The sequence below is a fragment of the Enterococcus plantarum genome, from assembly GCF_001730295.1.
GTDB classification, from domain to species: domain Bacteria; phylum Bacillota; class Bacilli; order Lactobacillales; family Enterococcaceae; genus Enterococcus_L; species Enterococcus_L plantarum.
Map to the genome: position 1 here is coordinate 47,242 of NZ_MIKA01000048.1, position 21,219 is coordinate 68,460.

The window sequence follows — 21,219 nt, forward strand, 5'->3', positions numbered from 1 at the left end:
AGCATGCTTGTTGATAACATAGAAAAAATAAATCAAGACATTCAGCTTGCATGCCAAAAAGCAGCTCGTTCAGACAATGATATAACAATGATTGCCGTAACCAAATCAGTGGAAAAAGACATTGCCAAGGAGCTTGCTGAACTTGGTATTGAGAATATGGCTGAGAACCGAGTCGATAAGTTACTAGAGAAAAAAATAGCACTTAAAAACTTTCCATCTATTAAGTGGCATTTGATTGGTAATTTACAGCGTAGGAAGGTAAAATCAATAATAAATGAGATAGATTATTTTCACGCTTTGGACAGTTTGAAATTAGCCGAAGAAATCCAAAAACGAGCTGAGAAGCAACTTGCCTGTTTCGTTGAGGTGAATGTTACTGGCGAAGAAAGTAAGCACGGATTAAATTCAGATGATGTTATCGCGTTTATTCAGCAATTAGCAGCATTTGATAAAATCAAAGTCGTAGGGTTAATGACTATGGCGCCGTTGAATGCTTCAGAGCAAGTTCTTCACGAAGTGTTTTCTAAGTTGAAAAAATTGCAACTAGCAGTAAATAATCAGCATCTGTCATATGCACCATGTACAGAGCTTAGCATGGGAATGAGTAATGATTTCTCAATTGCTATTGAAGAAGGTGCAACTTTTGTACGAATCGGAACAGCAATTTTCAGAGGTGCGTAAAGGAGGGGAATCTATGTCAATTTTTAGTAAAAATGCGTTATCGAGCTTTTTTGGATTATCTGGTGAAGATGAATATGATAATTATGATGAATACGAAGAGCAAAAGGTTGTGAATGAACAGCCCAGACAGGCGGTTCGACAATCACAAGCACAGGTACAAAGACCGACTGTAACTGAGCCTTTAACCGAAAAACCATCTGCTCGTTATCGTTCAACAGAAACACAACAAGATAAGAAAGAAAGCCGTCAGGAAACAGCATTTAATGAGCAAAAGGTTGTCTCCATGCGTAGTTCTAATAACTCAAATTCTAAACGTTCGCAAGAAACACATAGTTCAGTTAAACCAGGAAAAATCACGATTATTGAACCAAGAGTTTATTCTGAAGCAATGAATATCGCTAAACATATTATTGCAAGTGACGCTGTGTTGATTAATTTTCATTTAGTGGAAGAAAATCAAGCAAGAAGAATTGTGGACTTTCTTACAGGAACTGTTTATGCATTAGATGGAGACATTCAACGAGTAGGCGATGAAATTTTTCTTTGTACGCCGTCAAACATAGAAATCGATAGTGCTACAGCACAATCGTTAGCTAAGAAACAAATGTTTGATTTCTAGTTAGGAGGTAATGAGTATCGCTCTATTTATATTTCTATTATACAAAGGTGTTCAAATCTATTCAGGCGTTTTAATCATATATGCACTATTATCTTGGTTTCCAGGAGCTTATGATTCTACGTTTGGTCGTTTGATTTCAAGAATTTCCGAACCTTACTTAAGCTTATTTGATCGATTAAATTTGAGAATAGGTATGGTTGGTTTTAATGTAATGATTGCAATCATTGTGTTGAATTTAGCCGCGAGTGGACTGGGACGAATTTTACAACTAATCTTGTATTAATAAAAGAAAGGATGATTTATCTATGAACGCAAATGTGTATCAACATTTTCGCAAAGATGAGCATCCTTTTATTGATTCCGTTGGTGATTGGTTGGAGCAAGTTGAAAGTCAGTACGCTCCTTACTTATCGGATTTCTTAGATCCGAGGCAAGCATACATCTTAGAGACGTTGATTCGTCAAAATAGTGAACTTGAATTTCAGTTTTATGGTGGATATGGACAAGCTGAACGAAGACGCTGTTTGATTTTTCCTGATTATTACGAACCAAAGGAAGAAGATTTCGAAGTAGAATTATTAGAAATCGTTTATCCTGTAAAGTTTTCCACATTATCCCACGGTAAGGTATTGGGTACCTTAGTCAACACTGGGATCAAACGGGATTATTTTGGCGATATTATTTCTGATGGCAATCAATGGCAAGTTTTTATTGCTAAAGAAATAGCAAATTTCGTTGAAAATCAGGTAGAAAAAATCGGGAAAATATCAGTAAGAGTAGAAAAAAGAAAATATACAGAGATGATTCTTCCTAAAGATGATTGGATGCATGAGCGGACAACAATAAGTTCGTTACGTCTGGATAATTTGATCTCTAGCGTATATAATATATCTAGACAGAGATCAAAACAATTGATCGAATCTGGAAAAGTCAAAGTGAATTGGACAGAAAATACAAGACCAGATTTTTTAGTAGATTTATTAGATATTGTATCTATTAGAGGGTTTGGGCGAATCCAAATTCAAGAGTTAGAGGGGAAGACGAAAAAGGACAAGTTTCGTTTGTTACTGGGAGTTCTACGAAAATAATCCAAAGAGGTGAAGGAATATGGCATTAACTCCATTAGATATTCAAAATAAGAACTTCTCTACAAAAATGAGAGGGTACAACCAAGATGATGTCGATGATTTCTTAGATCAAGTAACGAAAGATTATGAAGATTCTCTTCAAAAAACACGTGAGCTTGAAAAATCATTAAAACACGCAGAAGAAAAATTACAATATTTCAATGAATTAAAAGATGCATTGAATCAATCTATTATTGTAGCACAAGACACTGCTGATAAAGTAAAAACGAGTGCGAACAAAGAGTCAGAAGTAATCGTTACTTCTGCTGAAAATACAGCAAATGAAATGATTTCTTCTGCTGAAAAACGTTCAAGCAATCTTATTACGTCTGCAGAAGAAAAAGCAAAAGAAATTCTAACTGACGCAACGGACCGTGCACGTCAATTAGCTGCTGAAACCGATGATTTGAAGAAGAAAACACGTGTCTTCCATCAACGTTTAAGCTTAATGTTAGAAGCACAACTGGAACAGGTGAAGAGTGAAGAATGGAATGAACTATTAAAACCCTTCTCAAGTTACGTAAGTGACTCACATACTGTTATTAAAGAAGTTTTAGCACAAGAACTTGATAAAAGCGATGATGTTGCTACAGAACCGATTGTAACAGAAGAACAACCTACACTTGAAAAAGCTGCAATTGATCCAAAAGCAATGCTTGATTTATTAAATCAAGATCCTAAATAATTCTGTAGATAAATAGAACAGAAAAGTCAATAACCATTCTTTTAGCGAGTCAATGATAGTGAAAGTTTGACAGACCCTGGTATTGAAAAGATCCTCTATTTTACTTCAAGTTTGAATAAAGTAAAACTTGACGAGTGATTTCGTTACCAATTAACAGAGGAAATAATTGAGTTGATCGATTATTTTAAATTTGGGTGGTAACGCGAGTACTTTCGTCCCTTGGGATGAAGGTGCTTTTTATTTTGCTAAGAATCACTACACTTCGTTTCGATCTCATCAATTTCTAAGCGCTAAAGCACTAAGAATTGAAAGACTACGATTGGTTCTGCCAGAGTAGATGATTTGGACTACACAATAATTAATTTATCCACAATCAATATTTTATAAATAATAGCAATAAACGAAAGTGAGGAAATAAAAATGAAAATGAAAGAAACATTACAGTTGGGAAAAACAGCTTTTCCAATGCGTGGGAATTTGCCAAATCGTGAAGTAGAATGGCAAAAAGAGTGGGAAGAAAAAAAAATCTACGAAAAACGTCAAGAATTAAACGAAGGCAAACCAACATTTGTTTTACATGATGGACCGCCATATGCCAATGGAAATATCCATCTAGGTCATTCGTTAAATAAAATTAGTAAAGATATCATTATCCGTTCAAAATCTATGTCAGGATTCCGCTCACCTTACGTTCCTGGTTGGGATACACATGGATTGCCGATCGAACAAGTATTGACAAATAAAGGGATTAAAAGAAAAGAAATGACCTTAGCTGAATATCGCGAAAAATGTGAAGAGTATGCTCGTTCGCAAGTTGATACTCAACGTGCTGATTTTAAACGTTTGGGGGTTGCGGGAGATTGGGAAAATCCTTATATCACACTGGATCCAACTTATGAGGCAGCTGAAATTCGTGTGTTTGGTAAAATGGCGGAAAAAGGCTATATCTATAAAGGATTGAAACCAATTTACTGGTCTCCATCAAGTGAGTCGTCACTAGCGGAAGCAGAAATCGAATATAAAGATGTTAAATCAGCTTCTATTTATGTTGCTTTTAAAGTAGTAGATGGCAAAGGAATTTTAGATACAGATACGTCATTTGTAATCTGGACGACAACACCTTGGACACTTCCAGCAAACTTAGGAATTTCCGTGAATCCAGCGTATCAATATGTTGTTGTGAAAGCCTATGGTAAAAAATACGTTGTTGCTAAAGATCTTTTAGAGACAGTCAAAGAAGCAATCGGTTGGGATGACGTTGAGGTTCTTGAAACAATTGCTGGTAAAGACATGGAATATATGACAGCACAGCATCCATTTTATGATCGGACATCATTAGTTATGTTAGGGGATCATGTAACATTAGATGCAGGTACTGGGTTAGTTCATACGGCTCCAGGACATGGTGAAGATGATTATATCGTAGGGAAAAAATACAATTTAGACGTTCTTTCACCTGTGGATAATCGTGGGGTGTATACAGATGAAGCACCAGGCTTTGAAGGAGTTTTCTACGATAAAGCAAACCCCATGATCACGGCCTTACTGGATGAAAAAGATGCGCTGTTGAAATTGGATTTCTTTACACATAGTTATCCACATGACTGGCGTACAAAGAAACCTGTCATTTATCGTGCAACACCACAATGGTTTGCATCAATCGATAAATTCCGCCAAAATATCTTAGATGAAGTTGAGAAAGTGGATTGGATTCTTCCTTGGGGAAAAACGCGTCTTTACAACATGATTCGTGATCGTGGTGACTGGGTAATTTCTCGTCAACGTGCGTGGGGCGTACCATTACCAATTTTCTACGCTGAAAACGGTGAAGCAATCATTACACCAGAAACAATCGAACATGTGGCAACTTTATTTGCTGAACATGGATCAAATATCTGGTTCAAACGTGAGGCAAAAGAATTATTGCCAGAAGGATATACACATCCAGGTTCTCCAAATGGTGAATTTACAAAAGAAAATGATATCATGGATGTTTGGTTTGACTCAGGTTCTTCTCATGAAGCCGTATTACGTCAACGTCCAGAACTAACTTTCCCAGCTGATATGTATTTAGAAGGCTCTGATCAATACCGTGGTTGGTTTAATTCGAGTATTACAACAAGTGTTGCTATCAATGGTGTAGCGCCTTATAAAGCTGTTTTATCACAAGGGTTTACGCTGGATGGCGAAGGCCGTAAAATGAGTAAATCATTGGGAAATACAATTTTACCAGATAAAGTAATCAAACAAATGGGTGCGGATATTTTGCGCCTGTGGGTAAGTAGTGTAGATTATGAAGCTGATGTACGCGTTTCTATGGATATCTTAAACCAAGTGTCTGAAGTGTACCGTAAAATCCGTAATACAATGCGCTTCTTATTAGCAAACACAAGTGATTTTGAACCCAAAGAACATACTGTTGCGTATGAAGAGTTACGTTCTGTGGATAAATATATGATGGTTCGTTTAAATCAAGTAATCCAAGAAATTCGTGAAAAAGGGTATGAGAAATATAATTTCATGCAAATTTATCGTTCAGTGATGAATTTCTTAACGGTAGACTTATCTTCTTTCTATTTAGACTTTGCTAAAGATGTAGTGTATATTGAAGCAGAAGATAACTACCAAAGACGTTGTATGCAAACAGTCTTTTATCAAATAGCTGTTTCATTAACAAAATTGTTAACACCAATTATTCCGCATACATCCGAGGAAATCTGGAGCTTCTTGAAAGAAGACGAAGAGTATGTTCAATTGGCTGAATTCCCAGGTTATGAAGAGTTTACAAATCAACAAGAATTATTAGATACTTGGGCTGCGTTCATGGACTTTAGAGATAATGTCTTAAAAGCGTTGGAAGAAGCGCGTAATTCTAAATTGATCGGTAAATCGTTAGAAGCGAAAGTAACGGTTTATCCGAATGAACAAATCAAAGAATTGTTAACAGCTGTGGATGCAGATGTCGCACAATTATTGATTGTTTCTGATTTTGAGGTAGCGGCTTTAACAGCTGAAATTCCTGAAAATGTTGAAAAATTTGAGGATATGTCGATTCTTGTGGAAAAAGCAGCAGGGGAAACGTGTGAACGCTGTCGTGCCGTGCGCACAGACGTTGGTGAAAATGAAAAACTTCCGCATTTATGTGGGCGTTGTGCCACTATCGTTGAAGAAAATTATCCTGAGGCTGTTGCTGAAGGATTTGAAGCGTAAAAATCGTTAAAACAATAAAAAGAGTATTAAACAATTTTTGTTTAATACTCTTTTGTTTTAGAGACTGAAAACTTTTTCGCAATGTATGAGAGTTATTTAGTAGCATTTGAATTTAAGTAACCTATCCAAGTACCATTTTTATCATAAATTGAATAGTAGGCAGCACCGGAAAAGTGATTGTACATTCCTTGCACCTGATAGTTTTTTTTATAAAGGTCAGTCGTGTTGCCTTTCTTTTTAGAAAAGGTATTGATATCTGCCCAGACGGTATATTTTTTTCTTTCGATAGTTACCTGCTTATTCGTTTTTATCCAAGCTCCTTGAGCGCTAGTAGCACTTGTTGCTCCAGCAGCATTTAAATACCCTTTCCATTTTCCTTTATTATCATAGAGCGAGTAATAGACGGCGCCAGAAACGTGGTTATATTTCCCTTTGACTTGAAATGTTTGTTGATAAAGAGGAGTGGTATTGCCTTTCTTACTAGAGAATTTATCAATATTTCCCCACAGTGTTTGTCCTTTTTTAGTAAGTGTGACATACTTGTTCTCTTTTAACCAAGCCCCTTGTGGTCCTGTAGCGCTTGTAGCCAATGCAGAATTTAGATACCCTTTCCATTTGCCTTTATTATCGTAGAGAGAGTAATAAACGGCGCCAGAAAAATGTTTATACTTGCCTTTCACTTGGAACGTTTGCTGATAAAGAGCCGTAGTGTTGCCTTTTTTACTAGAGAATTTATCGATATTTCCCCACAACGTTTGTCCTTTTTTAGTAAGCGTGACGTACTTGTTCTCTTTTAACCAAGCTCCTTGAGCCCCAGTAGCGCTTGTAGCCAATGCAGAATTTAGATAGCCTCTCCATGTTCCTTTATTGTCGTAAAGTGAGTAATAGACAGCACCTGAAACATGATTGTATTTCCCTTTAGCTTGGAATGTTTGTTGATAAAGGTTAGTTGAGTTGCCTTTTTTGCTAGAGAATTTATTGATATCTCCCCAAAGGGTTTGTCCTTTTTTGGTAAGGGTAATATATTTATTTTCGCTTAACCAAATTCCTTGAGGACCAGAGGCGTTAGTCGTTGCTTCTGCGTTCAAGTAACCTTTCCAGTTGCCGTTATTATCATAAAGTGAGTAATATGTAGCACCATTCATATGTTTATACTTACCGTTGACTTTAAACGTTTTATTGTAAACTTTTGTTGTAGAGTTCGTCGTTGAGTTAAAATTAAAGTTTGACCAAATTGAATAGTTCTTTTTAGTGATCGTTACATATTGATTAGCACTGAGCCATCTTCCTTGAGCTCCGCTTTCAAGGTAGCCAGAATAGTCCATGGATATATCAAAAGGATGAGCAATTCCAGGAATGTAATATTGAGAAGACCACTGCCAGGCAGAGAATTCATTATTCCATTTCATAGCAGCCGTTGGTGTATATGGATATTGAGCAACCCACATATTTTTAGCCCCAAACTTACTCACAGAAAAATAACCGCTTGTTGCGTATGATCTATTCATGTAATACATGGGGTTAGAGTACCCTTTAGATTTTAGTGTATTGACAAAAGTCGTAGTATTAGGCGTTAAAGAAGAGTTCAGCATTTTTCCTTCTTCAATATCAATAACCATAATAGTAGATTTTGGCAATTTGAAGCGGTCAGCAAGTGAAGCAAAGTAATTCGCTTCTTTTGCAGCACTGCTGCTTGTTGTGTAATGTGCATAATGATAGGCTGATACTTTTAATCCAGCAGCTGTAGCATTATTTATTTGTTCTTGCGCAAAAGGATTAGTATAATAATCCGCTTCAGTAAGTTTTACAACCACACCTTTAATGCCGTATGTTTTCATTTTTTTAAAATTAGCAACAGATATTGAACTATTGTGAGAGGATATATCAATAAAATGTGATTTAGGTCTATTTGCTTCACCAGCATAGACAATATCCATAGAGTTGCGAAGTAGATTGCTACTTCGCGCTACAGGAGTTGAATCTGATCGACCTGATGGAAGATAATAATCTTCAAAATAGAGCGTTTCATCAGGTTCAGTTACAGAACTTTGAGTTGTCTCCTCTTCAGAATCAACTTCAACAGAGTCAGTAGAAGAATTCACTTCAGAACTACTTTCAGTTGATTCAACTACACTAGAACTTGTTTCTGTTGTACTTTGAGTCGACTCGAGTGTACTTGAAATTGAACTGTCTACATTTGAAGTTTCCTCTGCGTAAGCTGGTAAGTTCATGCTGATGGTCAATGCGGTAAAGGCGCAAAGGATCGTGCTTTTAAATTTTATTATTTTCATTAGTTCCCCCATTATTTTAAAGTTTTCCCCGTTCACGATACCAAATATCAGGCTGCCAATCCCAAGTGAAATCATCTTGTTCTAACAATTTAAATGCAGCATCAGGTCCCATTGAACCTGCTTCATAATTTGGGAAATCTACAGATGTTTTATCCCAAGCATGACGAATGATATCGACAATACGCCAAGATTGAGCCACTTCATCCCAGTGAGAGAAGTTTGTGCCATCCCCGTTCAAGCTATCCAATAATAGTTTTTCATAAGCTTCTGGGCTATTGCCAGTTGTTTCTGCACTGTGACGGTAATCTAATTTTACTGGTGTCGTTGTAAAGCCTTGACCAATTTCTTTGCCATTTAGTGTCATAGAGAAACCTTCAGTTGGTTGAATATAAATCGTTAGGACATTTGGTGGTAGATCGGTCTTTTCACCGCATTTGTCAACATCATCTTTGAAGACATTCACTGGGACCTGTTTGAAAACGATGTTGATCCGTGTCCCTTTTTCTGTTAAACGCTTGCCAGTACGGATATAAAAAGGAACGCCAGACCAACGGAAATTATCGATCAGGAATTTACCAGCGACAAAGGTTTCAGTTTGAGAGTGTTCGTCAACATTAGGTTCTTCACGATACCCAACAAATACTTGGTCATCTAGTTTGCCTTGACCATATTGACCGCGAACAAAATGTTGTAATGCTTCTTTTTCTGAATAAAGACGAATAGCTTGCAATGCCTTGACTTTTTCTGCACGAATTTCAGCTTCTGAAAAAGCAACGGGTGGCTCCATTGCTAATAAGGCAACAACTTGCAAGATATGATTTTGAACCATATCTTTTAGGGCACCACTGTGTTCATAATAGCCACCACGGTCTTCAACACCAAGACTTTCAGCAAAGGTAATCTGTACATTATCGATATAGCGATTATTCCACTGTGATTCAAAGATGTTATTCGCAAAACGAATCGCTGATATATTTTGGATCATTTCTTTTCCTAAGTAATGATCGATTCTAAAAATATCTTTTTCTGGGAAAACGGCACGAATTTCTTCATTTAATTTATAAGCAGAGTCATAATCTGAGCCAAATGGTTTCTCTATGACTAAACGATCAAAACCGTTGTCCGTTAGAATTTCTTGTGATTTCAAGTGTTGTACGATAGTGCCAAAAAATTGTGGCGCCATTGCTAAGTAATAAATATGGTTGCCACCTAGTTGGTATTTATCGTTTAGAGTATCAGATAATTTTTTTAAGGTATCGTAGTGTTCAGAATCATTGACATTGTGGGACTGATAGTAGAAGTGACTTGAAAATGCCTCTGCTTCTTCAGCTGTTGGAGCCAAGTCTTTGATTGTGTCACGAACGATCTCACGATAGTGCTCGTCAGACCATTCTCTTCTTGCAGTACCGATCACTGCGAAGTGTTCAGCTAAATTTCCTTTACGATATAGATGGAATAAAGATGGATAAAGTTTTCTTTTGGCTAAATCACCAGTACCGCCAAATATAGTAAATAGAGCGATCTTTTCATTCATTTCATTTCCCCGCTTTCTTGATGGAGGCTAGGTCCTATGGAATTTTGTACCTGCCGCGTCGTTGTTATTTTTTTATAATTTATCAACAAAAATTGTACTTGCTGCCTTATAACTGATTGCTAATGTTTTGTTGCCGTTGCTGATACTGATTGGACCTTCATAAGCTGCGATTTCATTGATCATATATTCTTCGTGGATTTTTAGATCGATCGATACTAGATAATCAAGTAATTCTTTTTCATCTAGTACACGCGCAATGCGTATCTTAGTGCCAATTGGATAATCTATTAAAGTTTGTCGTTTTTCTTCATGGACAGGTTGATCATCTCCTGGGATAACACCACCATGAGGACAAAAATTAGGCTGATTCAAGTAGTCAGACAATCGATTTGCTAAGGTTTGAGAGGTAACATGTTCTAAGACTTCAGCTTCATCATGAACTTCATTCCACGAGTAGTTCAAATGTTCCACTAAAAATACTTCCCATAATCGATGTTTGCGAATAAGCGTACTTGCTTTTTTTAGCCCTATCTCTGTTAGTTGAACCCCTTGATAAGGAGAATGTTCCACTAGTTTTTCTTTGACTAACTTTGAAATCATCTCACTGACAGATGCAGCGGAGACATCTAAGCCAGAAACGATTTGTTTGTTATTGATTTTATTTTCATCGCCACCTAATTCAAAAATAAGCTTTAGGTAGTCTTCACGATTCGGGGTCATATAGTTCATCCTTTCAAAGAAGCCATCAAGATAAGTTTATCAGAAAATTGTTTTTTTGACCATTTAATAATATGTTAATCTAAAAAAAAATGGTCAGTATTTTTTTAATACAAAAAGAGGGTAAAAAACCGTAGAGTTGATAACGTTTTCTAAGATAGAAATAAATCAAAACGATGGATAACGTGGAAATCAGAAATTATCTAAAAATCTATTATTAAAGAAAGATTAGAAAATATCGCTAGCTTGGACAAGATAAATTGCGCTTTGGTAGATAAAAGGACTATTGATTATTTCCTTGAGAATCTTTAAAATAAACAAGCAACTGTATAATAAAGGAGAGGTAAAATGAAAGTACCATGGATTTGGAAGGGATTGGGTTGGTTTTTAGTAGTTGTTCCATTGCTTGGTTTAGTTGGTCTGTTCAGAGTAGCTATGGAATTTGGTATTCATTTTATTTTTTCTATGTTTGGAATGCTAATGTGGATAAGTTTGATGAGTGTCATTTTTTCCGTTGTTGTGGGTGTGCTTTTAATCAGAGGAAGTATTTTGGGCTATCATTTAACAAAAGTGTTAATGGTTATTGCAATCATTAATCTTATCTATTTGATAGTTGATTTTGAGTGGAAAACTGTACTGTCTCAATTTGTTAGAATCGTCATATTGGGAAAAGTTATTTATGCTAATACAACGAATTTATACGTATCAGAGTTAAGATATAGGGCAAAAGAAGTGAAAATATAGTTCAGGAATGAAGGAAAAGAACGGAGGTTAGTAGTATGAAATTAGATATGGTTGGGATTATTGTAGAATCAATGGAACAAGCGATTTTATTTTACGAACATTTAGGTTTTGAGGTTGTAGGCGAAAAAGATGCAGATTACGTAGAATTGAACAATGATGGCATGCGAATATCCTTAAATACTAAAAACATGATTGAAGGGATCTATGGATACCTACCAAAAAGTGAAGGGGATAAAATAGAATTGGCTTTTCTTTGTGATTCTCCTAGCGAGATCGATCAGCTATGTGGAAAAATGAAACGTTCTGGTTATGAAATTTTTAAGGAACCATGGCAAGCATTTTGGGGTCAGTATTACGCGATTATCAAAGATCCAGATGGAAACCTGTTGAGCTTATTTTGTAATAATCAATTGGGAGAAACTAATGAAAAATAAAATTCAGTACTTAAAAGAGATCGCTAAAACATGGCCGGGTACTTCAGTTGATTACCGGAAAGATTGGAATTGTGATTACTTTGGGATCGAGAAGAAATGTTTTTGTATGCTCGGAACCAATAAAGCAGGTGATTGGGTGATGACGGTCAAAGGTTATCCAAAAGAAAATGAAGTGTTACGAGAGCAATACCCAGATGTAGTTTCAGGATATTATGCGAATAAAACACACTGGAATTCTTATCTATTAGAAAATTCATCTTTTACAGAAGATCAGTTAGTTGTGTTCTCATAAAAATCATACGCATTAGTATTAAAAAAATACCAAAAAAGTACAAATAAAGTATTTATGAATGGATGTAAAAACGTCGCTTTAAGATGAAAGTCTTAAAACGACGTTTTTGAATCACCCTTGATGTAGATAAAAGTTAACCAATGTGATAATCCACAAATGTACTGGATAAAAGATATAAAATAAATATTTAAAAGCTGGATTGCTGTTCCCTTTCTTCCCATTATATAGATGAATAAAAGGAATCACTAAAATAAATAAAAAGTCAGGGTTACCTCCAATCTGCTCTTTAATCATCTCAAAAGAATAGTTGGACAATCCAAGAAGAGGCATTATGAATAAAGGAATAGCAAAAATCATATAGGAAGTGTCTCTTTTTTTTGCATTATTCCTGAAGAAATAACTAAGCAACATAAAAGGAATGATGACAAATCCGCCTTCTGCTGGAATCAAGCCTAGACAAACAGCTAATGTTAAAATGATTGTTAGGATAGTAGTTATGATTTTAAAGACAGTTTTTTTTTCATGTTTTGCGAAATCAATCAAGGATAAAATAGTGACACCTACAGCTAATGTCAGAAAAATATTATTGTAAGAAAAATACATTGGGTCTTTGATAATCAGTGAGTTGATCAACGTATTTCCTGTAAACATGATTGCAGCCCAACCATAAAGACGAAGTAGGTAATTTTTTCGGCTTCTCGTATAATGAAACCCTTCGACTGCCATAAAGGCGAAGAATACAGCAACACAGCGCGTGACCATATGAATTGGTGTAGCAAATTGTGGTGGTAATAGTGGGATAAGATGATCTAATAACATCAAGCTCATCATAAATAGTTTTAATTGATTTCCGTTCATTTCATTCTCCTAAGTAAATGTTATTTTTAACTTTTAAAGTATATAAAAAATAACTTGTCAAGTCCTATGAATCAACGAACAAAAGCCTTACAAAATTGAGAGTATGAGGTAAGATAATTATTTAATTGAGAAATTCACTTTGGCTACGGTAAAAATCAAAAATCGATTTTGCGTAAATGTAAGGGATGAATTCATTTTGAGCAAGCATGGTTAGATAGTCTTCTTCCGTTCCCTATTTCATTTCGCGAACTTTTTCAAATGAGACAGTCAAACGGCTTGGAATAGTACTCAAATCAACACGAATCTCAGTTTCTTCTAGCAATTCACGTTCAGCATCTTGATAGAAAGATTCATCAGCAGGATAATCACATCAGTTTGCCCATGCATTTTTTGAAGATTGTCGTTTTTTTTCTATATAATAATACTTTTACAAAAGAGAAGAAGGTAAAGGAATTTATTTTTAAGTCATCCCCTCCTTTTCACTATTTTCTTTACTTTAAAGTTATGATAAGCTTGAGTATGGTTGGTTAATATTAAATAAAGGAGAGTAAAATGAAAAAGATACTATTACTTTGTGGGGTATTTATCGTATTAATGGGCGGATGTGCTACGAAAAAAGAGGCTAATTCCAAAGCAACTAATACATCAAAAGAGACAAGCACTTCTATTGCTCTCACTGAAAGTACGACAAAAGAAACAAAGACTTCTACAAGTTCAACTGAAGGCAGTAAGACAAAAGCAACAGAGAAAAAAGCAGTAAAGAAAACAGAGGTAAATGAGCAGTTTTTTACACCAAATCCAGAAGATGATGATGAAGAAGTAAGTTATCAGTCATCAGGTGATGGTAATATCTCTGCTTTTGTTCCAGACTATTCACAATACAATAAAGAGCAAGTAATCAGTAAGTTAGGCGAACCGAGTCAGATCATTACGGATTCTGCCGCAATTCGTGACAGACTTGAAGAGGGCGAGTGGCAATTGATCAAAGAACAATTTGATCTTGGTAAATTAAGTGAAGAACAAGCAAAGGCGTTTATGTTTGCGACAAAAGATTTATCGCTAGCAGTTTCTATGAATATGGAACTAGAAGTATTAGTCTACGAAGACCAAGGCAAACCTAATGTTTACTTATCAGAAAATAGCGTTCAGTTTATTACACCGATGACCGACTATATTGATTTTAACGGTAAAATTGACACTCTTTAAATTGATTCGTTGAGTAGTTGAAATAAGAGCTATTTTTGTTTTCGCTATTTATTCGGATTCCATAAGGCTGGGATGTAACTCGTAGAGTTATGTCTCAGTCTTTTTTGAATTGCTTACACCGAAAATAGAGGCTACTAGTAGAGGAAAAGAAAGAGAGGATTATAAAGTGCGTCTGTCGTGATAACTTTAGTCAGAGAACAAAAATAAAATAGAGAGCAATCAATTTTTTCAAAAACTATTGACTAAATTTCATTTTCGTGATAAATTGTTTAGAAATAAATGATAATTAAATGAAAAAACGATGATCAGAATAGTAGGTGAAGTGATTTGTTTTAGAGAGTTTCCGTTCGCTGTAAGGAAATAACAAATCATCATCGAACACGCCTGTAAGTTGTTTTTCTGAAATAATAGATTTATGGATGACAGTATTTGTTACCTAAATCAGTAGGAAAAATCGGAGAGTCCGTTATCACTCCTTAGTTTATCGAACTAACAGAGGCTTTTATTGTGAAGTAAAAGTAAATCTGAGGTGGGACCACGTGAAAATTTTCTCGTCCTCTTGGCTTATTTGCCAAGGGGGCGTTTTTGTATTTACTTTTATAGGCTTGTTCGATGAAAAAATATGAAATTGGATTGTATGTAAAATGTTAGGCTAATAGTGATTATCTAAAAACAAGGAGGGAACTAAATGAAATGGAATCGTAGTTTACCATCAGGAACAAGAGATAAATTATTTCGGGAAGCTAATGGCGCGTATCAACTAGAAAAACAAGTCAACGATATCGTAAAAAAAAGAGGCTATCAACGAATCGATACACCCGTAATCGAGTTTGAAGATGTATTTTACAGTGAAGAAAAAAATGAAAAAGAGTTTTACCGTTTTTTTGACAAGCAGGGCCGGCTACTAGTATTAAGACCTGATATGACGATGCCAATCGGTCGAGTGATTGCCACAACGGGCATTCAACCACCGCTAAAATTATCATATAGTGGAAAAATTTTTCGCTCAAATGATGCTATGCTGGGAGAACAAAATGAAGTAACACAAGTTGGAATTGAATTGATTGGCTACACCTCTTTAAAAGCCGACGTTGAATGTATTACTTGTGCGGTTGAAATTTTGGAAGAGTTGAAAATTCCTAATTTTCATTTTGAATTGGGACATGCTCAAATTTTTCGTTTAATTGTACGATTCCTCAAGTTGGATGACCAAGCAAAAACAAATCTTCAACTTTATTTTAATAATAAAAGTTTAACTGATCTCAACCAATTTGTTGCGCTCTATCCAAGTGAATTGGATGCGTTTATTTGTGCGATTCCTAAACTCTTTGGTGAACCTCACGAGGTATTATCAATCGCAAGAGAACTATTGCCAAAATCATCAAAAATCATACAAGTCATCGATGAACTAGATAGAGTTGTGCAAATTATCAAATCACTACACTCGAAAATCTCATTAACGGTAGATTTAGGCTTAGTAGCACTAATGGATTATTACACAGGTGTTTTATTTAGTGGATATGCTGATTTGGTGCCAGATATTTTTCTTAGAGGTGGACGGTATGATCATTTGGCAGAACAATTCGGTCATTCGATCATTCCAGCTGTTGGGTTGGGAATTAATTTAGATACGTTGGTTACTTTACAATATCAACTCAATAATCTTGCTTCTTTGGAACAGCCAACAACATTAGTCCACAGCTCTTTGGCCCTCTTGTCAAAAGCCGAAGCGTTAGTGAAGGAGAATCCAGATTATCAATTATCTTTATTTGAAACAGTCGAAGAAGCGATAAGCTATGGAAAAAAATGGCGATACCACCAGGTGATAGAAGTAACCCAAGACACTATACGTAAGATAAAGGTTGGTGATTGAAATTGACACAATTGACTATTGCATTGACAAAAGGGCGGTTGGAAAAAAAGACACTTTCTCTATTTGAACAGGCAGGAATCGATGTCTCCTTTATGCAAGACAAGCAACGTAAATTGATTTTCACCAGCCCAGATCAACGGTTTAAGTTTCTATTAGTGAAAGCAGCTGACGTAACGACTTACGTACGGCATGGTGTGGCTGATATTGGAATTGTGGGCAAAGATGTCCTTATGGAACATCCCTTTGGTTATTATGAGATGCTGGATTTAAAAATCGGTGTCTGTAAATTTTCAGTTGCTTCCACAAAAAACTACCAACCAGATGATTATAAAAGAAAACGGATTGCAACGAAATATCCCACAGTTGCCTCGGAACATTTTCGTAAAAAAGGGGAAGATGTTGAAATAATCAAGATCGAAGGATCTGTTGAAATTGCGCCCGTTTTAGGATTGGCCGATGCAATTGTTGATATCGTTGAAACAGGTACGACATTAAAAGAAAATGGGTTAGAAATTTTTGAAGATATCTGTTCAGTCTCTGCTCGCTTGATTGTCAATAAAGCAATGTTGAAAAGAAAACGCCAAGCAATATTTCAATTGTTTGATGAATTAGAAACAGTGATTGGAGGAGATAGAAATGAAATGGCTGAAGGGAGAAACAACAGAAATTTTAAGGGCACTAAATGAAGATGTCCAGATGATACAAAAAGACAATCAGCAAATAGAAGAACAAGTTCGTCAAATCGTTCAACAAGTGATTCAAAACGGAGACCAGGCTTTAAAAGCGTATTCTAAGAAGTTTGATCAAGTGGAACTGCAGGAGTTATCTCTATCAAAAGAAACTATAGAGTTAGGCTATCAGAATGTAGAAAAAGAGGTGATTGCCGCTTTAGAAGTAGCCAAAGAGAATATTATCAGTTACCATCAAAAACAAAAACAATATGATTTTATGGATACAGAAAAATCAGGAGTGTTACGTGGACAATTAGTATTGCCACTAGCTCGTGTAGGCGTCTATGTTCCAGGTGGAACGGCGGCATACCCATCCTCAGTCTTAATGAATGTACTGCCAGCAAAAATTGCTGGGGTTAAAGAAATCATTATGGTCACACCGCCGTCGAAAGAAGGAATTCCAGATGTTATTTTAGCAGCGGCAAAAATTGCAGGAGTAGACAAAATTTTTCAAATCGGCGGAGCACAAAGTATAGCCGCCCTTGCTTATGGAACAGAAACAATTCCCAAAGTGGACAAAATAGTTGGACCAGGAAACATCTATGTAGCAACTGCAAAAAAACAAGTTTTTGGTACGGTAGGAATCGATATGATCGCAGGACCTTCAGAGATTGGGATAGTAGCAGATGAAACAGCAAATCCCATTTATATTGCGGCCGATTTGTTGTCTCAGGCAGAACATGATACGCTTGCCCGAGCGATACTAGTGACAGATTCAGTCAAACTTGCAGAACAAGTCGAAATAGAAATTGATCGACAGTTAGAAACACTACCGCGAAAAGAAATCGCCGAACAATCCATTAAAAATAATGGTCTGATTATTGTAGTATCAACTGTATCGGCGATGTTTACGATTATGAATGAAATAGCACCAGAGCATTTAGAAGTCCAGCTGGCGGACCCAATCAGTTATTTACATGAAATTAAAAATGCTGGATCGATTTTTTTAGGAGCGTATGCATCAGAACCAGTAGGAGATTATTTTTCAGGAACCAATCATGTATTGCCAACAAGTGGTACAGCAAAATTTTATTCCCCTTTAGGTGTGTATGATTTTGTGAAGTATAGTCAAGTCACTTATTATACAAAAGATGCTTTAGCAAAGGCTAAGGATGCCATTGCACTTTTAGCGAGAAAAGAAGGTCTAGAAGCACATGCTAGAGCAGTCGAATGTCGCTTTGAGTGATTTTATAAAATAGATTTTATAACTGGGGGAGAAAAGGAATGAGAACAGCCGCTTTAACAAGAAAAACTGCAGAAACAAAAATTGAATTGAGACTTGATTTAGACAGTCAAGAACCAGTTATGATCGAAACAGGCGTTGGATTTTTTGATCATATGCTGATTTTATTTGCTCGTCACAGTCGAATATCTTTGGAAGTGAAAGTAGAAGGAGATTTAGATGTAGATAGTCACCATACGGTAGAAGATGTTGGGATCGTTTTAGGCCAATGTATTCGAGAGGCGCTAGGAGATAAAGCTGGAATCAATCGCTATGGGACTAGCTTTGTACCGATGGATGAATCTTTAGGTATGGCTTCTTTAGATTTAAGTGGGCGTTCATATTTAGTATTTGATGCATCGTTTGCTAATCCTAAACTTGGTGATTTTGATACAGAATTAGCAGAAGAATTCTTCCAAGCATTGGCTTTTAACACTAAAATGACACTTCATTTAAAAATTTTACATGGTAAAAATACCCATCATAAAATAGAAGCATTATTTAAAGCAACTGGTCGAGCTTTGAGGGAAGCAATCACGGAAAATCCGTCGATTCAAGGAATCAACTCCACGAAAGGAATTCTGTAGATGATTATTATCATTGATTACGACACTGGAAATACACGGAATGTTCAAAAAGCGTTAGAGTACGTTGGCTTGGAAAGTAAAATCTCTGCAGAACCTTATGAGATCCTAAAAGCAGATGGGCTGATTTTACCTGGGGTAGGCGCTTTTTCATTGGCAATGGAGGAATTAAAACAGCGCGAGTTAATCAGCGTGATTCAAGATGTTGCTCAAAAAGGTATGCCTATTTTAGGTGTTTGCTTGGGTATGCAGTTGCTTTTAGAAGGAAGTATGGAAAATGGTTTTACTGAAGGATTAGGCTTGATTGAAGGACTTTGCGAAAAACTTCCAGAGGATCCCAATTCACCTGTTCCTCACATGGGGTGGAATCAATTGATTACTACAAAGGAAAACTTGCTAACAAAAGAGGTGGATGAGCAGTATGTCTATTTTGTTCATTCTTATTATGCAGATTGTGAACCAGATAAAATCGATGCTCTTGTACAGTATTCCATTAAAATACCTGCAATGATCTCAAGTGGCAATATTTATGGGACTCAGTTTCATCCAGAAAAAAGTAGTGATGTTGGTTTGAGGATTTTAAGAGGATTTAAGGAGGTGGTAGATCATGTTCGTTTTACCAGCGATTGATATTAGAGAAGGAAAAGCTGTTCGATTGATACAAGGTGACTTTTTACAAAAAACAGTTGTTCATCCCAATCCAGTAGCACAGGCAAAAGAATTTAAAGCAGCAGGGATTGAGATGATGCATATTGTTGATTTAGATGGCGCTTTAATGGGGAAAGCAACGAATGCCCCGTTAATTGAGGAAATGAAAAAAGAAACGGGGCTAAAGATAGAAGTTGGCGGGGGAATCCGTACACTGGAACAAGTTGATGCCTATGTTTCACTTGGAATTGATCGAATTATTATTGGTTCAGCAGCCTTACAAAATCCAGAATTAGTTAAAAAAGCTGTTATAAAATATGGGGATAAAATCGCTGTCGGTATTGATGCTAAGAATGGGAAAGTTGCGATTAGTGGTTGGCTTGATGTTAGTGAAACGGATTATCTACAACTGGCTGAAGAAATGGCAAGAATCGGAGTGCAGACGATTATCTACACAGATATTGCGAAAGACGGAACGCTTGCTGGACCAACGTTTGAAGATTACGCCAAGTTGACTCAAGCTGTACCTGATGTACAAATCATTGCTTCAGGTGGTGTTAGTAAAAAAGCAGACCTGTTAAAATTGGCCGAATTGGGCGTTTATGGAACCATTGTCGGCAAGGCCTTTTACAATGGCACTATCTCGCTAGCGGATATGTTGGAGGTAGAAAAAAATGCTGACTAAACGTATTATTCCATGCTTAGACGTAACTAATGGTCGAGTAGTCAAAGGAGTCAATTTTATTGATCTTCAAGATGTGGGAGATCCAGTAGCTATTGCCAAGGCGTATAATGAACAGGGAGCAGATGAGTTGGTTTTTCTAGATATTACTGCCACTAGCGACGATCGTGATACGATGATTGACGTAGTAGAACGAACGGCAGCAGAAGTGTTTATCCCTTTAACAGTTGGCGGGGGAATCCGAACCGTTTCAGATATGAAAAAAATGCTACAAGCAGGAGCTGACAAAATTTCTCTTAATTCAGCAGCGATTCAACAGCCGGAATTGATTCAGGCTGGAGCTGAAAAATTTGGTTCTCAGTGTATCGTTGTCGCAATTGATGCCAAACGAGAAGGTGATTCCTGGCATGTTTTTGCTAAAGGCGGTCGAGAAGATACGGGATTAGATGCGATACAATGGGCTAAGCGAGCGGTGACTTTAGGTGCAGGTGAAATTTTATTAACAAGCATGGATGCAGATGGGACAAAAAACGGGTATGATCTTGCCTTGAATCAAGCGATTTGCCAAGCTGTCACTGTTCCAGTGATTGCATCAGGTGGTTGTGGTAGTGCAGAAGATATTATAGACGTATTTGAGCAAACCAAAGCAAGTGGAGCGTTAGCTGCGAGTATTTTTCACTATGGGGAAGTAAAGATTCCGGAATTGAAAGAAGTCTTGAAACAAGTTGGGATGGTGGTGCGAAGATGAAACCTGATTTTCACAAAGGTCTATTACCTGCAATTATTATAGAAGAAAAAACGAATGAGGTCTTGATGTTGGCTTATATGAACGAAGAGAGCTATAAAAAAACACTTGAAACTAGAACCACATGGTTTTATTCACGCTCACGTCAACAATTATGGAATAAAGGTGCAACGAGTGGCCATACACAACACGTAAAAAGTCTGGTTATGGATTGCGACAAAGATACACTGCTTATCACTGTGGAACAAAAGGGTCCCGCTTGTCACACTGGTGAACATAGCTGTTTTTTCAATGTCATTATCTAACTATAAAAGTTAGTCTTTCATATAAAAGTAA

Annotated in this window: 22 protein-coding genes and 1 other annotated feature; of the genes, 18 read left to right on the forward strand and 4 right to left on the reverse strand. The window is 36.4% G+C overall.

The window, feature by feature from the left end; genetic code table 11:
* Positions 1-3: 3 nt before the first annotated feature.
* The 6 genes from BCR22_RS12930 (at position 4) to ileS (ending at position 6,322) form a co-directional block, all read left to right on the forward strand.
* Positions 4-681, forward strand: a complete 678-nt coding sequence (locus BCR22_RS12930; RefSeq protein ID WP_069655294.1) for a YggS family pyridoxal phosphate-dependent enzyme — start codon at positions 4-6, stop codon at positions 679-681.
* Between the two features lie 13 nt (positions 682-694).
* Positions 695-1,300, forward strand: a complete 606-nt coding sequence (locus tag BCR22_RS12935; protein ID WP_069655295.1) for a cell division protein SepF — start codon at positions 695-697, stop codon at positions 1,298-1,300.
* A 10-nt stretch (positions 1,301-1,310) separates the two neighbouring features.
* A complete protein-coding gene (locus tag BCR22_RS12940; protein WP_069655296.1) occupies positions 1,311-1,583 on the forward strand; it encodes a YggT family protein in 273 nt (90 codons plus the stop codon).
* Positions 1,584-1,605: 22 nt separating this feature from the next.
* Complete coding sequence (locus BCR22_RS12945; RefSeq protein ID WP_069655297.1) at positions 1,606-2,388, forward strand: YlmH family RNA-binding protein; 783 nt, start codon at positions 1,606-1,608, stop codon at positions 2,386-2,388.
* Positions 2,389-2,407: 19 nt separating this feature from the next.
* On the forward strand, positions 2,408-3,112 hold the full coding sequence (locus BCR22_RS12950; protein WP_069655298.1) for a DivIVA domain-containing protein: 705 nt from the start codon (positions 2,408-2,410) through the stop codon (positions 3,110-3,112).
* 420 nt (positions 3,113-3,532) lie between these two features.
* Positions 3,533-6,322: an isoleucine--tRNA ligase gene (ileS, locus tag BCR22_RS12955; protein ID WP_069655299.1), complete on the forward strand. Its 2,790-nt coding sequence runs from the start codon at positions 3,533-3,535 to the stop codon at positions 6,320-6,322.
* A gap of 92 nt (positions 6,323-6,414) precedes the next feature.
* On the opposite strand, the gene BCR22_RS12960 is transcribed toward ileS, so the two are convergent.
* From BCR22_RS12960 to efaR, 3 genes are all read right to left on the reverse strand, one after another.
* On the reverse strand, positions 6,415-8,613 hold the full coding sequence (locus BCR22_RS12960; RefSeq protein ID WP_167351536.1) for a GH25 family lysozyme: 2,199 nt from the start codon (positions 8,611-8,613) through the stop codon (positions 6,415-6,417).
* A 16-nt stretch (positions 8,614-8,629) separates the two neighbouring features.
* On the reverse strand, positions 8,630-10,147 hold the full coding sequence (gene zwf, locus BCR22_RS12965; protein ID WP_069655300.1) for a glucose-6-phosphate dehydrogenase: 1,518 nt from the start codon (positions 10,145-10,147) through the stop codon (positions 8,630-8,632).
* A 72-nt stretch (positions 10,148-10,219) separates the two neighbouring features.
* Positions 10,220-10,867, reverse strand: a complete 648-nt coding sequence (gene efaR, locus BCR22_RS12970) for a transcriptional regulator EfaR (protein ID WP_069655301.1) — start codon at positions 10,865-10,867, stop codon at positions 10,220-10,222.
* Positions 10,868-11,212: 345 nt separating this feature from the next.
* On the opposite strand from efaR, the gene BCR22_RS12975 reads away from it, so the two are divergent.
* Genes BCR22_RS12975 through BCR22_RS12985 form a run of 3 tightly spaced genes read left to right on the forward strand, consistent with a single transcriptional unit; the run spans position 11,213 to position 12,334 of the window.
* Positions 11,213-11,608 carry a hypothetical protein gene (locus BCR22_RS12975; protein WP_069655302.1) on the forward strand — a complete coding sequence of 132 codons (396 nt, stop codon included), beginning with the start codon at positions 11,213-11,215 and terminating at the stop codon, positions 11,606-11,608.
* Between the two features lie 35 nt (positions 11,609-11,643).
* Positions 11,644-12,042 (forward strand): VOC family protein, encoded by a 399-nt coding sequence (locus BCR22_RS12980; protein ID WP_069655303.1) that lies wholly within the window; start codon positions 11,644-11,646, stop codon positions 12,040-12,042.
* A complete protein-coding gene (locus BCR22_RS12985) occupies positions 12,032-12,334 on the forward strand; it encodes an MmcQ/YjbR family DNA-binding protein (RefSeq protein WP_069655304.1) in 303 nt (100 codons plus the stop codon). The genes BCR22_RS12980 and BCR22_RS12985 overlap by 11 nt, the downstream gene beginning before the upstream one ends.
* A gap of 111 nt (positions 12,335-12,445) precedes the next feature.
* On the opposite strand, the gene BCR22_RS12990 is transcribed toward BCR22_RS12985, so the two are convergent.
* Complete coding sequence (locus BCR22_RS12990) at positions 12,446-13,192, reverse strand: TraX family protein (RefSeq protein WP_069655305.1); 747 nt, start codon at positions 13,190-13,192, stop codon at positions 12,446-12,448.
* Positions 13,193-13,744: 552 nt separating this feature from the next.
* On the opposite strand from BCR22_RS12990, the gene BCR22_RS12995 reads away from it, so the two are divergent.
* The 9 genes from BCR22_RS12995 to hisI all read left to right on the forward strand — a co-directional run bounded on the left by BCR22_RS12995 (position 13,745) and on the right by hisI (position 21,188).
* The gene (locus BCR22_RS12995) at positions 13,745-14,398 is read left to right on the forward strand and encodes a DUF4947 domain-containing protein (protein WP_069655306.1); all 654 of its coding nucleotides are present in this window, start codon (positions 13,745-13,747) and stop codon (positions 14,396-14,398) included.
* Positions 14,399-14,690: 292 nt separating this feature from the next.
* Positions 14,691-14,960: a binding site (T-box leader), on the forward strand.
* Between the two features lie 126 nt (positions 14,961-15,086).
* Entirely contained in the window at positions 15,087-16,271 is a 1,185-nt protein-coding gene (gene hisZ, locus BCR22_RS13000; RefSeq protein ID WP_069655307.1) for an ATP phosphoribosyltransferase regulatory subunit, read from the forward strand.
* Positions 16,272-16,273: 2 nt separating this feature from the next.
* Positions 16,274-16,957, forward strand: coding sequence for an ATP phosphoribosyltransferase (gene hisG, locus BCR22_RS13005; RefSeq protein WP_069655429.1), 684 nt, complete (start codon positions 16,274-16,276; stop codon positions 16,955-16,957).
* Positions 16,908-18,188, forward strand: coding sequence for a histidinol dehydrogenase (hisD, locus tag BCR22_RS13010; RefSeq protein ID WP_069655308.1), 1,281 nt, complete (start codon positions 16,908-16,910; stop codon positions 18,186-18,188). Before hisG ends, hisD begins: the two co-directional genes overlap by 50 nt.
* A gap of 38 nt (positions 18,189-18,226) precedes the next feature.
* Complete coding sequence (gene hisB, locus BCR22_RS13015; protein WP_069655309.1) at positions 18,227-18,811, forward strand: imidazoleglycerol-phosphate dehydratase HisB; 585 nt, start codon at positions 18,227-18,229, stop codon at positions 18,809-18,811.
* A complete protein-coding gene (gene hisH / locus BCR22_RS13020) occupies positions 18,812-19,438 on the forward strand; it encodes an imidazole glycerol phosphate synthase subunit HisH (RefSeq protein ID WP_069655310.1) in 627 nt (208 codons plus the stop codon).
* Entirely contained in the window at positions 19,416-20,141 is a 726-nt protein-coding gene (gene hisA, locus BCR22_RS13025; protein ID WP_069655311.1) for a 1-(5-phosphoribosyl)-5-[(5-phosphoribosylamino)methylideneamino]imidazole-4-carboxamide isomerase, read from the forward strand. The genes hisH and hisA overlap by 23 nt, the downstream gene beginning before the upstream one ends.
* Positions 20,131-20,886 carry an imidazole glycerol phosphate synthase subunit HisF gene (gene hisF, locus BCR22_RS13030; RefSeq protein ID WP_069655312.1) on the forward strand — a complete coding sequence of 252 codons (756 nt, stop codon included), beginning with the start codon at positions 20,131-20,133 and terminating at the stop codon, positions 20,884-20,886. The genes hisA and hisF overlap by 11 nt, the downstream gene beginning before the upstream one ends.
* A complete protein-coding gene (gene hisI / locus BCR22_RS13035) occupies positions 20,883-21,188 on the forward strand; it encodes a phosphoribosyl-AMP cyclohydrolase (protein WP_069655313.1) in 306 nt (101 codons plus the stop codon). Before hisF ends, hisI begins: the two co-directional genes overlap by 4 nt.
* Positions 21,189-21,219 lie beyond the last annotated feature (31 nt).

What these genes read in the sequence shown, in the direction of transcription:
- BCR22_RS12930 (WP_069655294.1), top strand. Translation starts at nt 4, where the DNA reads ATGCTTGTTGATAACATAGAAAAAATAAATCAAGACATTCAGCTTGCA.
- BCR22_RS12935 (WP_069655295.1), top strand. Translation starts at nt 695, where the DNA reads ATGTCAATTTTTAGTAAAAATGCGTTATCGAGCTTTTTTGGATTATCT.
- BCR22_RS12940 (WP_069655296.1), top strand. Translation starts at nt 1,311, where the DNA reads ATGAGTATCGCTCTATTTATATTTCTATTATACAAAGGTGTTCAAATC.
- BCR22_RS12945 (WP_069655297.1), top strand. Translation starts at nt 1,606, where the DNA reads ATGAACGCAAATGTGTATCAACATTTTCGCAAAGATGAGCATCCTTTT.
- BCR22_RS12950 (WP_069655298.1), top strand. Translation starts at nt 2,408, where the DNA reads ATGGCATTAACTCCATTAGATATTCAAAATAAGAACTTCTCTACAAAA.
- ileS (WP_069655299.1), top strand. Translation starts at nt 3,533, where the DNA reads ATGAAAATGAAAGAAACATTACAGTTGGGAAAAACAGCTTTTCCAATG.
- BCR22_RS12960 (WP_167351536.1), bottom strand. Translation starts at nt 8,613, where the DNA reads ATGAAAATAATAAAATTTAAAAGCACGATCCTTTGCGCCTTTACCGCA.
- zwf (WP_069655300.1), bottom strand. Translation starts at nt 10,147, where the DNA reads ATGAATGAAAAGATCGCTCTATTTACTATATTTGGCGGTACTGGTGAT.
- efaR (WP_069655301.1), bottom strand. Translation starts at nt 10,867, where the DNA reads ATGACCCCGAATCGTGAAGACTACCTAAAGCTTATTTTTGAATTAGGT.
- BCR22_RS12975 (WP_069655302.1), top strand. Translation starts at nt 11,213, where the DNA reads ATGAAAGTACCATGGATTTGGAAGGGATTGGGTTGGTTTTTAGTAGTT.
- BCR22_RS12980 (WP_069655303.1), top strand. Translation starts at nt 11,644, where the DNA reads ATGAAATTAGATATGGTTGGGATTATTGTAGAATCAATGGAACAAGCG.
- BCR22_RS12985 (WP_069655304.1), top strand. Translation starts at nt 12,032, where the DNA reads ATGAAAAATAAAATTCAGTACTTAAAAGAGATCGCTAAAACATGGCCG.
- BCR22_RS12990 (WP_069655305.1), bottom strand. Translation starts at nt 13,192, where the DNA reads ATGAACGGAAATCAATTAAAACTATTTATGATGAGCTTGATGTTATTA.
- BCR22_RS12995 (WP_069655306.1), top strand. Translation starts at nt 13,745, where the DNA reads ATGAAAAAGATACTATTACTTTGTGGGGTATTTATCGTATTAATGGGC.
- hisZ (WP_069655307.1), top strand. Translation starts at nt 15,087, where the DNA reads ATGAAATGGAATCGTAGTTTACCATCAGGAACAAGAGATAAATTATTT.
- hisD (WP_069655308.1), top strand. Translation starts at nt 16,908, where the DNA reads ATGAAATGGCTGAAGGGAGAAACAACAGAAATTTTAAGGGCACTAAAT.
- hisB (WP_069655309.1), top strand. Translation starts at nt 18,227, where the DNA reads ATGAGAACAGCCGCTTTAACAAGAAAAACTGCAGAAACAAAAATTGAA.
- hisH (WP_069655310.1), top strand. Translation starts at nt 18,812, where the DNA reads ATGATTATTATCATTGATTACGACACTGGAAATACACGGAATGTTCAA.
- hisA (WP_069655311.1), top strand. Translation starts at nt 19,416, where the DNA reads ATGTTCGTTTTACCAGCGATTGATATTAGAGAAGGAAAAGCTGTTCGA.
- hisF (WP_069655312.1), top strand. Translation starts at nt 20,131, where the DNA reads ATGCTGACTAAACGTATTATTCCATGCTTAGACGTAACTAATGGTCGA.
- hisI (WP_069655313.1), top strand. Translation starts at nt 20,883, where the DNA reads ATGAAACCTGATTTTCACAAAGGTCTATTACCTGCAATTATTATAGAA.